At 60.4% G+C, this 12,928-nt stretch carries 11 protein-coding genes and 1 other RNA gene; 9 read left to right on the plus strand and 3 right to left on the minus strand.

Annotation, left to right across the window (positions count from 1 at the left end; translation table 11 throughout):
* An RNA gene (gene rnpB, locus GTP58_RS21200) (RNase P RNA component class A) lies at positions 1–356 on the minus strand.
* A 118-nt stretch (positions 357–474) separates the two neighbouring features.
* On the opposite strand from rnpB, the gene GTP58_RS21205 reads away from it, so the two are divergent.
* On the plus strand, positions 475–2,178 hold the full coding sequence (locus GTP58_RS21205) for a thiamine pyrophosphate-binding protein (RefSeq protein WP_161079133.1): 1,704 nt from the start codon (positions 475–477) through the stop codon (positions 2,176–2,178).
* Between the two features lie 14 nt (positions 2,179–2,192).
* Here GTP58_RS21205 and GTP58_RS21210 read toward each other — a convergent pair whose 3' ends face one another.
* Complete coding sequence (locus GTP58_RS21210) at positions 2,193–2,729, minus strand: hypothetical protein (protein ID WP_161079134.1); 537 nt, start codon at positions 2,727–2,729, stop codon at positions 2,193–2,195.
* A 79-nt stretch (positions 2,730–2,808) separates the two neighbouring features.
* Positions 2,809–3,882: a porin gene (locus tag GTP58_RS21215; RefSeq protein ID WP_072785272.1), complete on the minus strand. Its 1,074-nt coding sequence runs from the start codon at positions 3,880–3,882 to the stop codon at positions 2,809–2,811.
* A gap of 1,083 nt (positions 3,883–4,965) precedes the next feature.
* Between GTP58_RS21215 and GTP58_RS21220 the strand changes: the two genes are divergently transcribed.
* The 8 genes from GTP58_RS21220 to lepB all read left to right on the plus strand — a co-directional run bounded on the left by GTP58_RS21220 (position 4,966) and on the right by lepB (position 12,895).
* Positions 4,966–5,910 carry a MerR family transcriptional regulator gene (locus GTP58_RS21220; RefSeq protein ID WP_161079135.1) on the plus strand — a complete coding sequence of 315 codons (945 nt, stop codon included), beginning with the start codon at positions 4,966–4,968 and terminating at the stop codon, positions 5,908–5,910.
* A gap of 109 nt (positions 5,911–6,019) precedes the next feature.
* Positions 6,020–7,051: a signal recognition particle-docking protein FtsY gene (gene ftsY, locus GTP58_RS21225; protein ID WP_161079136.1), complete on the plus strand. Its 1,032-nt coding sequence runs from the start codon at positions 6,020–6,022 to the stop codon at positions 7,049–7,051.
* Between the two features lie 10 nt (positions 7,052–7,061).
* Entirely contained in the window at positions 7,062–7,718 is a 657-nt protein-coding gene (ftsE, locus tag GTP58_RS21230; RefSeq protein WP_161079137.1) for a cell division ATP-binding protein FtsE, read from the plus strand.
* Positions 7,715–8,635: a permease-like cell division protein FtsX gene (ftsX, locus tag GTP58_RS21235; RefSeq protein WP_072785281.1), complete on the plus strand. Its 921-nt coding sequence runs from the start codon at positions 7,715–7,717 to the stop codon at positions 8,633–8,635. The genes ftsE and ftsX overlap by 4 nt, the downstream gene beginning before the upstream one ends.
* A 244-nt stretch (positions 8,636–8,879) precedes the next feature.
* Complete coding sequence (rpoH, locus tag GTP58_RS21240) at positions 8,880–9,767, plus strand: RNA polymerase sigma factor RpoH (RefSeq protein WP_371851446.1); 888 nt, start codon at positions 8,880–8,882, stop codon at positions 9,765–9,767.
* A 152-nt stretch (positions 9,768–9,919) separates the two neighbouring features.
* Positions 9,920–10,399, plus strand: coding sequence for a hypothetical protein (locus tag GTP58_RS21245; protein ID WP_161079138.1), 480 nt, complete (start codon positions 9,920–9,922; stop codon positions 10,397–10,399).
* 11 nt (positions 10,400–10,410) lie between these two features.
* The gene (gene ggt / locus GTP58_RS21250) at positions 10,411–12,153 is read left to right on the plus strand and encodes a gamma-glutamyltransferase (protein WP_161079139.1); all 1,743 of its coding nucleotides are present in this window, start codon (positions 10,411–10,413) and stop codon (positions 12,151–12,153) included.
* A gap of 64 nt (positions 12,154–12,217) precedes the next feature.
* A complete protein-coding gene (gene lepB / locus GTP58_RS21255) occupies positions 12,218–12,895 on the plus strand; it encodes a signal peptidase I (protein ID WP_161079140.1) in 678 nt (225 codons plus the stop codon).
* Positions 12,896–12,928 lie beyond the last annotated feature (33 nt).

The following is a 12,928-nucleotide window of genomic DNA, read 5'->3' on the forward strand; positions in this document are numbered from 1 at the left end:
AGATGAAGCAAGCCGATAGGCCGGATTTTGTTACGGCACAGGCGAACCTGCGCTATGACAGCCATTCCTCTAGGCGCTGGATTACTCCAGCGCTCAAGCTTCCTACCCGCACGCTCCGCGAGCAACATCATCGCGTGCCTATTTGGAATTGCACCAGGTGGAGGTTACCGCGTTTCACCGTAACTTAATACGCTCGTCTCTGTGGCCCTATTCCTCGCCTTATACCGCCTCCAGCACACAAGTGCGCTGGACTAGGCTTTCGGCGGACGGCCGTTAACCGTCACCCCGCTCTATGGAGTCCGGACCTTCCTCCCGTCAGGCCTTACGCACTGACCAGCGGCTGTCTGGCTTGCTTCAGGCGGTATTGTACCAGTCCGGGCCTCCAAATCTGAAATTTGGTGTCGCCATTCCAAAAGCCGCCCTTCGCACTCCGCCTTAGAATGCTCTGATAATTCACCCACGAGGCTCACAATAATGACGCAACCATCCCGCACCGGCGGCCAGATCCTGGTCGACGCCCTGAAGATCCACGGCGTGGACACCGCTTTCGGCGTACCCGGCGAAAGCTATCTGGACGTACTCGATGCCCTGCACGATTCCGACATCCGCTTCATCATCAACCGCCAGGAAGGCGGCGCCGCGTTCATGGCCGACGCCTACGGCAAAATGACGGGCAAGCCGGGGATCTGCTTCGTCACCCGTGGCCCGGGCGCGACCAATGCGTCGATCGGTGTGCACACGGCGTTCCAGGATTCGACCCCGATGATTCTGTTCATCGGCCAGGTGGGCAGCGACTTCATGGACCGTGAAGCCTTCCAGGAAATCGACTACCGCCGCATGTACGGCCAGATGGCCAAGTGGGTAGCGCAGATCGACCGCGCCGACCGCATGCCGGAATACATCGCACGCGCCTTCCAGATCGCTACCAGTGGCCGCCCTGGCCCGGTGGTGCTGGCCCTGCCGGAAGATATGCTGACCACCCTGGCCGCCGTCGCCGACACGCGCAGCTACCAGACCGTGCAAGCCTCGCCTTCCGCCGCGCAGATCGCCACCGTGCGCTCAATGCTGGCCGAAGCGAAGAAGCCACTGGTGCTGCTGGGCGGCGGCGGCTGGAATGAACAGGCCTGCGCCGACATCCAGCGCTTTGCCGAAGCCAATGACCTGCCGGTATCGTGCGCCTTCCGCTTCCAGGACCTGCTGGACAATGAGCATCCCAACTACATCGGCGACGTCGGCATCGGCATCAATCCCAAGCTGGCGGCGCGCGTGCGCGAGGCGGATGTGATTCTGGCGATCGGCCCACGCCTGGGCGAGATGACCACCAGCGGCTACTCGCTGCTGGCGTCCCCAGTACCGGCGCAGCGCCTGATCCACGTGCATGCGGATACCGAGGAACTGGGCAGTGTGTACCAGGCCGAGTTGATGATCAACAGCGGCATGCCGCAAGTCGCTTCGATGCTGGCGGCAATGGAACCGGTGAACGCCAGCGCATGGCAGACCAGCGTGGCCGAGGCCAAGGCCGATCTGCACGCATGGCAGCAGCAGCCGGCCATCTTCAAGGACGGCAAGGCGCCGCTGGACCTGTGGCAGGTAGTGCAGCAGATCGACAAGCTGACGCCGCATGATGTCATCATCACCAACGGCGCCGGCAACTACGCCACCTGGGCGCACCGCTTCCACAGCTACGGCGGCATGCGTACGCAGCTGGCGCCAACCAGCGGCGCCATGGGCTACAGCGTGCCGGCCGGCGTGGCGGCGAAGATCATCGCGCCGGAACGCACGGTGGTCACCTTTGCTGGCGACGGCGAGTACATGATGAATGGCCAGGAGCTGGCCACGGCGGTGCAGTATCAGGCCGGCGTCGTCATCATCGTGTTCAACAACGGCATGTTCGGCACCATCCGCATGCACCAGGAGCGCGACTATCCAGGCCGCGTGTCCGGCACCACGCTGCACAACCCGGACTTTGCCGCGCTGTCGGTGGCGTATGGCGGCGCTGGTGAAGTGGTGACCAGGACCGAGGAATTTGCGCCCGCACTGGAACGCGCGCTGGCCTTCACGCGCGACAAGCATCTGCCAGCGGTGATTGAGCTGCGCTACGACGGCAACCTGATCACGCCGGGCGCGACGCTGGAAACCATCCGCAAGACGGCGCAAGCCGCCAAGGCGGCGAAGTAAGCCAGGCCGCCGGCTTATAAACCGGCGGTGCGCGTGGAGCCGGCGTCCAGCACCGGCTTTTCTTCCTCTTCTTTTTCCTGCTTGATTTTTGGCGCAGGGCAGGCGCGGCAGGTGCCGGTCTTGCGGCCGAAGTCCGTCACCAGCGGCAAGCGCATCGGCACCGATTCATCGCCGCAATAGCCACCGTCCAGCACCACGGCTTTGCCGTTATCGACCACTTTGGCGTTGATGGTGCGCTCTTCCTCATCGGGCGGCTGCACCGTGAAATAAAACTGCTGGCCGCGCGGATCAATCGTCACGTCGCTGGCCACTACCGGCCAGCTCAAGCCGCCGGCGGTGTATTCGTACAAAATCGTATCGACTTCGGCAAAGCGCTGCAGCGTGATGCGCTGGCCGCCAAATTCGCCACTGTCGGGATGGACGCACAGATCGGAAAACACCAGCATGCCGTAACGCGGCAACGCGCCAGGCTTGGCTTTGGATTTAGGCGCAGCCAGCACGGCGCAGGAAGCCAGCAGGATCGCACCGGCCAGCAAAGTACGTCGTGTCATCTTCGTCATAAAACGCTTTCAGAAAAGAACAACGGCTGCACTGGGCAGCCGTTGTTGCATCTAAACCTGAATAATCAGATTAGAAGGAGTGCTTCAGACCCAGGTTGAAGGCTTTGTCGCCCGAACCAGCTTCGGTGTTGTTACCAACGGTGTAGCCTGCGCCGTTTTTGTTTTTGATTTTAGCGTAAGCAACGTAGGTGCTGGTGCGTTTCGACAGAGCGTAGCTGTAGCCGATTGCCCATTGGTCAGCATCACGGTTAGCAACTTCTTTGTCGTTTTTGCGGATGAACGAAGCCATCACGGTGCCAGCCGCGCCAACTGGAGCGGTCAGACCGATCAGAGCGTCGCTGCTGTCGGTCGACGGAGCGAAGGTGTAGCCGAAAGCGTTGGTGGTGCTGTTCAGAGGAGCCGAACCCAGACCTTTGTCTTTCGAGTAAGCGCCGTACACTTTAACAACTTGGAAGTCGTAGTTAGCAGCGATCAGAGCGTTGTGGCCAACACCAGCGGTTTTCAGGGTGGTGGTGTCGTTGTTTTTGCTGTTGTAAGCAACGGCAACGTTCAGAGGACCGTTGTTGTAACCCAGCGAGCCACCGATCTGACGTTGTGCCGAAGCGTCGCCAGCTTGTTCGCCCAGGCTGTACGAAACAGCGCCGGTGAAGCCGCTCAGGTTAGGCGTTTTGTAGACAACAGCGTTGTCGTTGCGGGTCATGTAGCTAGCGACTGGGAACAGGTTTTTAGCGGTACCAGCGTAGCCCATTGCGAACGGGTCACCTACGTCACGCAGGGTTTCGTAGTACGGAGTGTACTGACGGCCCAGGGTCAGGGTACCAGCGGTTTTCGACGACAGACCAACGTAAGCTTCGCGGTTGAACAGACGGTTCGCGGTGTTGTCCAGGGTACCGTCGTCGATCTTCACGCCAGCTTCCAGCTTGAAGACTGCGCTCAGACCGCCGCCCAGATCTTCGGTGCCTTTGAAGCCCAGACGGGAAGCCGAAGCGGCACCGCTGGTTACTTTGGTGGTGTTGCCAACTGCGCCGCCGCGCTCGCTGACGATACCGGCATCCAGGATACCGTAGATGGTGACGTTCGATTGAGCGAACGCAGCGGAGCTGGTAGCTGCCAGTACGGCGATAGCGATAAGGGATTTTTTCATTACGTGTTTCCTTCAGTTGTGTTGCTGTAAAAATTGAGCCAGTAGTACGGCGTGTTCGGTGCTTCTCGGCTTTGTGCCGTTTTGTGCGTGAGGGCAAACTCCCCAGCTGCCACTGTGCATCCCGGTGGGATGCGTTCACTGTATTGCGGCCGATAAATCTACGCCGGCTTTATCGCAGCGCTCTCCCGGAGCGCTGGAGGCGGCACTATACTGATGCTGAGAAACTTCAACAAGTGTAAAACCATTCATACTGAACAGTCTGCACTCTTGTTTTTTTCAAAAGCAGCGGTATTTTACCGCATCGCAATATTTCCTGCCGATCAAGCGAAACAGGCCAGTCTTTCCGCACGATGAACACGGTGGGTGTACCACTTCTTCGACGGACCAAGTAAAAATAGCTACATTGCTATTTCTGACGTTATTTTATACTGAACCCTGGAATCCCTTGCCTCTACCGAATGGTAATAAGCTAACGCCTCCAGACTTTGTTCAGGTGGCTTTTCGGCTCAAAATGGCCCCGAAACCAACTTTGCCCCTAGTATTACAGCTTTATTAGTGTAGTAAATTCTGCAAAAACAGCGCTCACTTGCATCCCGTTACTGATTTGTAAGAAATTGCTACCTGTTGTGTTTAGGAGACAAAATAGTGCATTTTCTTGCACAATCGCACCGGTTTGGTGCATGAAATTGATTCACTTCATCCAGGTTAAGCGCTCCAGCACCGCTGTTTTCGGCGTTCGCCACCGAAAGTTACAAGCCTGACATCGGTCTTGCCAGAAATTCTGCTGTCTACAACAACTGCCTTCATTATTTTTCAACTTTCTCAAACATTTTTGTCATGGACAAAGGCGGGGCAAAAACGATATTCGGTTAAATAGTTCCGTATGCCAACTGTGTGTCGTGGACAAGCTTCCCGGCGCCCGCTGAAATGAGCGAAAACGTCAATACAGCCACGGTGCTTGCTGGCGAAAAACGAATGTAAAATGCAGGTCGCACTGAGGCGGCAAGGGCTTCAGATGTGTGTGCACCCGGTCCCTGTGCCAACCCACGCAGCTGCCCCAAAAATCGCAGCCGCTAAAGCCTGATGACGAATACAGTTCCATCACAATCTGTTCCGAGCACGATCAGCGACGTCGAACGCGACACCGGCGTGGCCAAGGAAACCTTGCGCGTGTGGGAACGGCGTTACGATTTTCCGCAACCGCTGCGCGATCCCCATGGCGAACGGGTCTATCCGATTGAACAGGTGCACAAGCTGCGGCTGGTCAAACGCCTCATCGACCTCGGCTTCCGTCCGGGCAAGGTGATTCAATACAGTGCAGCGGAATTACAGGCGCTGACCGGCAAGGCTACCGGCCTGGGCAACGGCCCGGCCACGCCTGCGCCGGAGCTGCAGACCTATCTGGATTTATGCAAGAGCCATCAAATGGAAGCGCTGCGCCGCAAGCTGTCGCAGGCGTTGCTCATGATGGGGCTGAAGAGTTTTGTGATCGAGCTGGTGGCGCCGCTGACCACGCTGATCGGCGAAGCCTGGGCCAGCGGCCAGCTGGCGACATTTGAAGAACACTTATATACCGAATCACTGACCGTGGTGATGCGCAGCGCGATCTTTGCCATGCCGCAGGCCAATGGCAACCATATCAGTGCGCCACGCATCCTGCTGACCACGCTGCCGCAGGAACGGCATGGCCTGGGCCTGCTGATGGCCGAAGCCATGTGCGTGGCGGAAGGCGCCCACTGTATTTCGCTGGGCGTGCAAACGCCGCTGCTGGATATCGTCGAAGCGGCACGCGTGCAGCGCGTCGATATCATTGCGCTGTCGTTCTCGGTAGCCATGAATCCGCGCCAGGCGCTCGATGGTCTGGCGGAACTGCATCAACGCCTGAATGGCTGCGCCGAGCTGTGGGCCGGTGGCACCAATGCTGCGTTGAAACGCCGGCGGCCGCCGTATGTGCGCGTGTTTGAGCTGGCGCATCTGGCCGGCGCGATTGCCGAGTGGCGCGCGCGCAGCACCCCGCACACCGCATAGCCCGGGGTCTGACCCCGCATGGGGTCAGACCCCTTTGGTTAGGGGTGCGCGGTGGCGCTCTGGTAAAATAGGCAAACTTCGTGCTGGCCAGCACCCCAACTACATATCCATGTTCAGCTTCTTCAAGAAAAAACCTGTCGCTCCCGAAGCGCCTGCGGCGCCTGTCGTCGCCCCTACCCCAGCCGAGGCGCCTGCCGCCATCCAAGTCCCTGACCTGCTGCCGATCGAAGAACCGGCCGAGAAAAAACAGTCGTGGATGGCGCGCCTGAAGGCTGGCCTGTCCAAAACCTCCAACAACCTGTCCATCCTGTTTGTCGGCGCCAAGATCGACGACGACCTGTACGATGAACTGGAAGCGGCGCTACTGATGTCCGACGCTGGCGTCGACGCCACCGAATACCTGCTCGATGCACTCAAACGCAAGGTCAAGGAAGACAAGCTGCTGGACGCCGCCGCCGTCAAGGCCGCGCTCAAACAGCTGCTGATCGAACTGCTGACCCCGCTGCAACATCCCTTCGAGCTGGGCCGCCACACGCCCACCGTGATGATGATTTCCGGCGTCAACGGCGCTGGCAAGACCACCACCATCGGCAAGCTGGCCAAGCATATGCAGACGCACGGCCAGTCGGTGCTGCTGGCAGCCGGCGATACCTTCCGCGCCGCCGCGCGCGAGCAGCTCATGGTCTGGGGCCAGCGCAACAACATCACCGTGATCTCGCAAGCGTCGGGCGATCCGGCAGCCGTGTCGTTTGACGCCGTGCAGTCCGGCAAAGCCAAGGGCGTGGACGTGGTCATGATCGACACCGCCGGCCGCCTGCCGACCCAGCTGCACCTGATGGAAGAACTCAAAAAGGTCCAGCGCGTGATTGGCAAAGGCATGGACGGCGCACCGCACGAAACTCTGCTGGTGATCGACGGCAATACCGGGCAAAATGCGCTGGCGCAAGTCAAAGCCTTTGACGACGCCCTCAAGCTGACCGGCCTGGTGATTACCAAGCTGGACGGCACTGCCAAGGGCGGCATCCTGGCAGCGATTGCGCGTGTGCGTCCAGTGCCGGTGTATTTCATCGGCGTGGGCGAGAAGATTGAAGACCTGCAGCCGTTTGTGGCTGCCGAATTTGTAGAAGCACTGCTTGGATAATCAGACCTCTATGATCGAATTCCGGAACGTCTCGAAACAATACTCTTCCGATGTGATGGCGCTGCGCGACATCTCGCTGACGGTAAATAAAGGCGAACTGGTCTTTCTGGCCGGCCCATCCGGGGCCGGCAAATCCACCCTGATGAAAATGATTGCCGCCATGGAGCGTCCCAGCTCCGGGCAGGTGATCGTCAATGGCCAGGACATCGCCCGCATCAAGCCGGCTGCCGTGCCCTTCCTGCGCCGTAATCTCGGACTCATCTTTCAACAACAGCGTCTGCTGACCGACCGCAGCGTGCTGGCCAACGTCATGCTGCCGCTGCTGGTGACCGGCGCCTCCAAGACGCAGGCCGAGCAGCGCGCCCGCGCCGCACTGGGCAAGGTTGGCCTGGGCGACCGCGCCGATGCGCAGCCGCTGGCCTTGTCGGGCGGCGAGCAGCAGCGCGTGTCGATCGCGCGCGCCATCGTCAACCGTCCGCAAGTGATCCTGGCCGACGAGCCGACTGCCAATCTGGACCGCGCCAGCGCCAACAAGGTGCTGGATGCGCTCAAGGCGTTCAACTCGGTGGGCGTGACCTGCCTGATCTCCAGCCACGATGAACAGATGCTGGATGCCGCCGCGCGTGTGATCCACCTCAACCAGGGTCAGCTGGAGGTGGCAGCATGACCTACTGGTTCCGCCAACACCGCTACGCGCTGAGCGCGGCACTGGTGCACCTGCGCCGTTCGCCCGGTGGTTTCCTGTTCAATATTCTGGTGGTGGCGATTGCACTGGCCCTGCCCTTCATGGGCGTGACGCTGCTGGACAATGTGCGTCCGATGTCGGAATCGCTGTCGGTCGATCCGGAAATCAGCGTGTTTCTGAAACAGGAAACTTCGCGTGAAAACGCCGAAGCGCTGGCGGTACAACTGCGCCAGGCCGTGAAAGACCGGCAAGCGAAGATCATCTTCACGCCGCGCGAAAAGGCGCTGGAAAACCTGAAAGACAAGAACGGCTTGGCCGATGTGCTGGCCACCCTGGGCGACAATCCGCTGCCGGACAGCTATGTGCTGAAGCTCGATGCCTTCCGCAACGCCCAGGCCGGCGGCGATGTCGACCAGCTGGCCGAACAGATCCGCAGCCTGCCCGGCGTGGATACCGTGCAGGTGGATTCGGCCTGGGTCAAACGCCTGGCCGCACTGCTGAACATCCTGCGCCTGGCGCTGCTGCTGCTCGCAGCTACCTTGGGCACGGTGGTGGTGGCGGTGATCTTTAACACCATCCGCCTGCAGGTGCTGACCCAGCGCGAGGAAATCCTGGTGTCCAAGCTGATCGGCGCGACGGACAGCTTCATCCACCGGCCCTTCTATTACACGGGCGCCTTGCTGGGCCTGAGTGCTGGCGCGGTGGCGCTCGGCGCAGTGACGCTGGCGCTGCGCCCGCTGAACACCGCGATTGCCGAATTTGCAAAATTGTACGCATCGGAATTCCAGCTGGCGCCGCTGCCGGCCATAGCGATTGCCGCCCTGCTGGCGCTGTCGGCGACGCTGGGCCTGATTGGCGCCCGCCTGTCGGTCAAGCGCCATACCGCCCGTCTCAACTAAGTCCTCTCCCGGTTCCGTGCGTCCGCGTACGGAACCGCGCCCTAATGCAGGTCTACGATGTTTTCCATCGTTAAGTCAGACCTAAGATCCATCCAGCATCCTAAATGCATCCAAAGTCTTGATAGCATTTTTACTATCAGGCTCATAAATTTTGAACGATTGGCACTCAACGACAGAGAGTGCTAATATATGTTCGAAAGAGTACGTTAGTGCTCATAAGCAATCTCAAGCGAAGGGAACGAAAATGACTATGATGTCCGTGGTACCTGCCAATAACAGCGCTCTGGAACTCGGGTTCAGCGGCAGCCTGGGTAACCTGGATGCCTACATTTCGGCCGTCAATCGCCTGCCGATGCTGACGCACGAAGAAGAAATCTCGCTGGCCAAGCGCCTCAAAGACCAAGCCGACCTGGGCGCCGCCCAGAAACTGGTGATGTCCCATCTGCGCCTGGTGGTGTCGATCGCGCGCGGCTACCTGGGCTATGGCCTGCCACATGGCGACCTGATCCAGGAAGGCAATATCGGCCTGATGAAAGCCGTCAAACGCTTCGACCCTGATCAGAATGTGCGCCTGGTGTCTTACGCCATGCACTGGATCAAGGCCGAGATGCACGAATACATCCTGAAGAACTGGCGTCTGGTCAAGGTGGCAACCACCAAAGCCCAGCGCAAGCTGTTCTTCAACCTGCGCAGCCACAAGCAAGGTCTGGACGCGATGACGCCTGCCCAGATCGATCAGCTGGCGAAAACGCTGGATGTGAAGCGCGAAGAAGTGATCGAAATGGAAACCCGTCTGAGCGGCCGTGACATTGCGCTGGAGTCGCCGACGGATGATGAAGATGACAAGTTCGCGCCCATCGCCTATCTGTCGTCGGAAGCCTCCGAACCGACCCGCGTGCTGGAAGCCGAACAGGTCACCCGTCTGCAGTCCGAAGGCCTGGAAGAAGCGCTGGGCAAGCTGGACGCCCGTTCGCGCCGCATCATCGAAGCGCGCTGGCTGGCCAACGACGACGGTTCGGGCGCCACGCTGCACACGCTGGCCGATGAATTCGGCGTGTCTGCTGAGCGTATCCGCCAGATCGAAGCCGCTGCGCTCAAGAAAATGAAAGGTGCGCTGGCCGCGTACGTGTAAGACCTCCCCGCTTCCCCCGGAATGCCGCCGGCGCAAGCCGAGCGGCATTTTTTTTGCCCCTCCTTTGACGTGGCGCTGACCACGTGCCGTTCGTGCGCCGCGCCTATGGTCTTTTTGCTAAGCTTGCTTTCAAAGGATGCAGGAGCGCTCTAATGAAAAAAAATATACTACGGCAGCTGTTCGTGCTACCGCTACTGGTAGCCGTCATGGCCGCGCTACATGCTTGCGGCAGCGCCACGGGCAGCGTGCGCGCACCGGCCCCGTTCACCACCACCTACGTGCTGCACCAGGGCGGCAGCGTTGCCCTCACGTCGGCCGCAACGGGCGGCGCGGGTGTGGCGTCCAGCGCGCCCGCGCTCAAGCTGGACCGGGTCAACGATAGCCGCTGCCGCAAGGACGCGGTCTGTGTCTGGGCGGGCTACATCAGCTTCAGTTTCGCGCTGGTCCAGCCTGATGGCAGCACCAGTAATTTCGTTCTGTCAGATAACATGCCCAACGGCACGACTACGATCAACCAGGGTGGCCTCAACTTCACGCTGGTCGAATTTGATCCCAAGGAAGTCCCTGCAAAAAATGAAACAACGCCGGATTATCGGGTAAGCTTAAAGGTGAGCAACACTAACTCACCTTGAACCTTGCCCACATGACCACGTTGATACGTCCCACCCGCACCGTTCTCGCCGCTTCGTTCACCCTTTCCATCCTGGTTTCCCTGGCCTTGCCGGCCGCCGCCAAGACACCGGTTGCCACCGGCACGGGCGGCGCCGTGGCCACCATCAGCGAGCCTGCATCGCAGGCCGCAATTGCCATCCTCAACCAGGGCGGCAATGCGGTCGATGCGGCAGTCGCGGCGGCGGCCACGCTGGGTGTGACCGATCCGTTCAGCTGCGGCATAGGCGGTGGCGGCTTCATGGTGATTTACCTGGCCAAGGAAAAACGCGTCATCACCATCGATCACCGCGAAACGGCGCCGGCCAGTTTTACGCCCACCGTGTTCCAGCAGGACGGCAAGCCGATGGATTTCGATACGGTGGTCGCCAGCGGCAGGTCGGTGGGTGTGCCGGGCACCGTGCGTGGCTGGCATGAGGCGCTGGACCGCTACGGCAGCATGAGCTTCCGGCAAGTGCTGGCGCCAGCCACCGTCTTGGCCGACAAGGGATTCAAGGTGAGCACCAATTTTTCCCATCTGGCGCAGGAGAATGAAGCCAAGTTCGCCATGTTCCCCGCCACTGCCGCGCTGTATCTGCGGAACGGCAAAGCCATCAGCGAAGGCACGCTGCTGCGCAATCCCGATCTGGCCAACGCTTATCGCACGCTGGCAGCGGGCGGCGTCAAGGCTTTCTACAGCGGCAAAATGGCGCGCGCGATCGTCGATACGGTCAACGCCCACAGCGGCCAGATGACGCTGGCCGATCTGTCCAACTATGAAGCGCGCCTGCGCCAGCCAGTACACAGCACCTATCGTGGTTATGATTTATACGGTATGCCGCTGCCTGGCAGTGGCGGCATCGCGATCGCCGAAGCGCTCAATATTCTGGAGGGCTATGACCTCAAGTCGATGCCGCGCGAGAAGGCCGAACACCTGTATCTGGAAGCGAGCCGTCTGGCTTTCGCTGACCGCAACGCCTACCTGGCCGATCCCGAATTTGTGGATGCCCCGGTGACCGGCCTGCTGAGCAAGGAATACGCCGCGCGCCGCCGTGAGCTGATCAACCCTGAGCAGGCCAGCGTGCAGGCGCCGGTGGGCGATCCCTACCCGTTCCAGAACGACAGCAGCATCCCGCTGCGTCCCAACGCCAACAAGCTGATTGCAGAAAGCGCGCACACCACCCATCTCACGGTGTCCGACAAGGACGGCAACATCGTCGCCTACACCTTTACGATTGAAGCATGGGGCGGCAGCGGCATCGTGGTGCCGGGCTATGGCTTCCTGCTCAATAACGAGATGACCGATTTCGATTTCTCCGGCCCTGCTCCCAACGTACCGGAAGCGGGCAAGCGCCCACGTAGCAGCATGTCGCCGACCATCGCCTTCCGGAACGGCAAGCCGGCATTCTCGATCGGCAGCCCGGGCGGCTCAACCATCATCACCACGGTGCTGCAAACCATCTTCAACCATGTGGACCTTGGCATGTCGATGCCGGATGCCGTGAACGCACCGCGTCTGTCCGAACGCAACGGCATGAACACCGATATCGAACCCGGTTTCGCCGGCACCGCACAAGCACTCGCGCTGGAGAAAACCGGCCAGCACTGGAGCAAGACGCCCGAGGAAATCGGCGCCGCCAATGCCCTGGTGTTCAACCAGGACGGCACGGTGACCGCCGTCAGCGAAGGCCATCGCCACGGCGTCGGCAGCGCGCTGGTACAAAAAACCGCGCACTAAGCCATCGTTAAGAATCTGCTCACAATATGAGTGCGCCACCACCACTCACTTGGGAGAACAAACGATGAAAAACTGGGTACGCGCCAACAAAGGATTCCTGCTGTTCCTGGCACTGTTTGGCGTGTTCCGCACGGCGGTCGCCGACTGGAATCCGATTCCGTCCGCCTCCATGCATCCCAATCTGCTGGAGGGCGACGTGGTGTTCGTCAACCGCCTGGCTTACAACGTGAAAGTGCCGCTGACCGACATCGTCATCAGCGCCACCGGCGAACCGCAGCGTGGCGACATCGTCACCTTTTCCTCGCCGGTCAACAGCATGCGCCTCATCAAGCGCGTGATCGCCTTGCCCGGCGACCGCGTCGCCATGCACAACGAACAGCTCATCATCAATGGCCAGCAGGCCGGCTATACCGCCATGGGCCACACGACTGAAAACATCCAGGGCGTGGGCGAACTGGCCGCGGTCCGCGTCGATGAATCACTGGGCCAGCACAGCCACGCCATCCAGTTCCTGCCGCAGGTCAAGGCGCGCCGCGATTTCGACACCATCGTTGTGCCTGCCGGCCAGTACATGATGTTGGGCGATAACCGCGACAACAGCGAAGACTCGCGCTATATCGGGCTGGTGCCGCGCGCCCTGCTGATCGGCCGCGCCGAACGGGTGCTGGCTTCCGCCGACATCACCGGCAACTGGATGCCACGCACCGAACGTTTCGGCATGAGCCTCTATCCCAGGCAGTAAGAGCAGGCGCCGCGCAGTGTTATGATGGGGTAG

The sequence above is a fragment of the Duganella sp. CY15W genome, assembly GCF_009857555.1.
Lineage (GTDB): Bacteria > Pseudomonadota > Gammaproteobacteria > Burkholderiales > Burkholderiaceae_D > Rugamonas > Rugamonas sacchari.

Coding starts and splice junctions, on each gene's coding strand:
- GTP58_RS21245 (WP_161079138.1), top strand. CDS start 9,920: ATGAAAAAAAATATACTACGGCAGCTGTTCGTGCTACCGCTACTGGTA.
- lepB (WP_161079140.1), top strand. CDS start 12,218: ATGAAAAACTGGGTACGCGCCAACAAAGGATTCCTGCTGTTCCTGGCA.
- ftsE (WP_161079137.1), top strand. CDS start 7,062: ATGATCGAATTCCGGAACGTCTCGAAACAATACTCTTCCGATGTGATG.
- GTP58_RS21215 (WP_072785272.1), bottom strand. CDS start 3,882: ATGAAAAAATCCCTTATCGCTATCGCCGTACTGGCAGCTACCAGCTCC.
- ftsY (WP_161079136.1), top strand. CDS start 6,020: ATGTTCAGCTTCTTCAAGAAAAAACCTGTCGCTCCCGAAGCGCCTGCG.
- GTP58_RS21210 (WP_161079134.1), bottom strand. CDS start 2,729: ATGACACGACGTACTTTGCTGGCCGGTGCGATCCTGCTGGCTTCCTGC.
- GTP58_RS21220 (WP_161079135.1), top strand. CDS start 4,966: ATGACGAATACAGTTCCATCACAATCTGTTCCGAGCACGATCAGCGAC.
- GTP58_RS21205 (WP_161079133.1), top strand. CDS start 475: ATGACGCAACCATCCCGCACCGGCGGCCAGATCCTGGTCGACGCCCTG.
- ggt (WP_161079139.1), top strand. CDS start 10,411: ATGACCACGTTGATACGTCCCACCCGCACCGTTCTCGCCGCTTCGTTC.
- rpoH (WP_371851446.1), top strand. CDS start 8,880: ATGACTATGATGTCCGTGGTACCTGCCAATAACAGCGCTCTGGAACTC.
- ftsX (WP_072785281.1), top strand. CDS start 7,715: ATGACCTACTGGTTCCGCCAACACCGCTACGCGCTGAGCGCGGCACTG.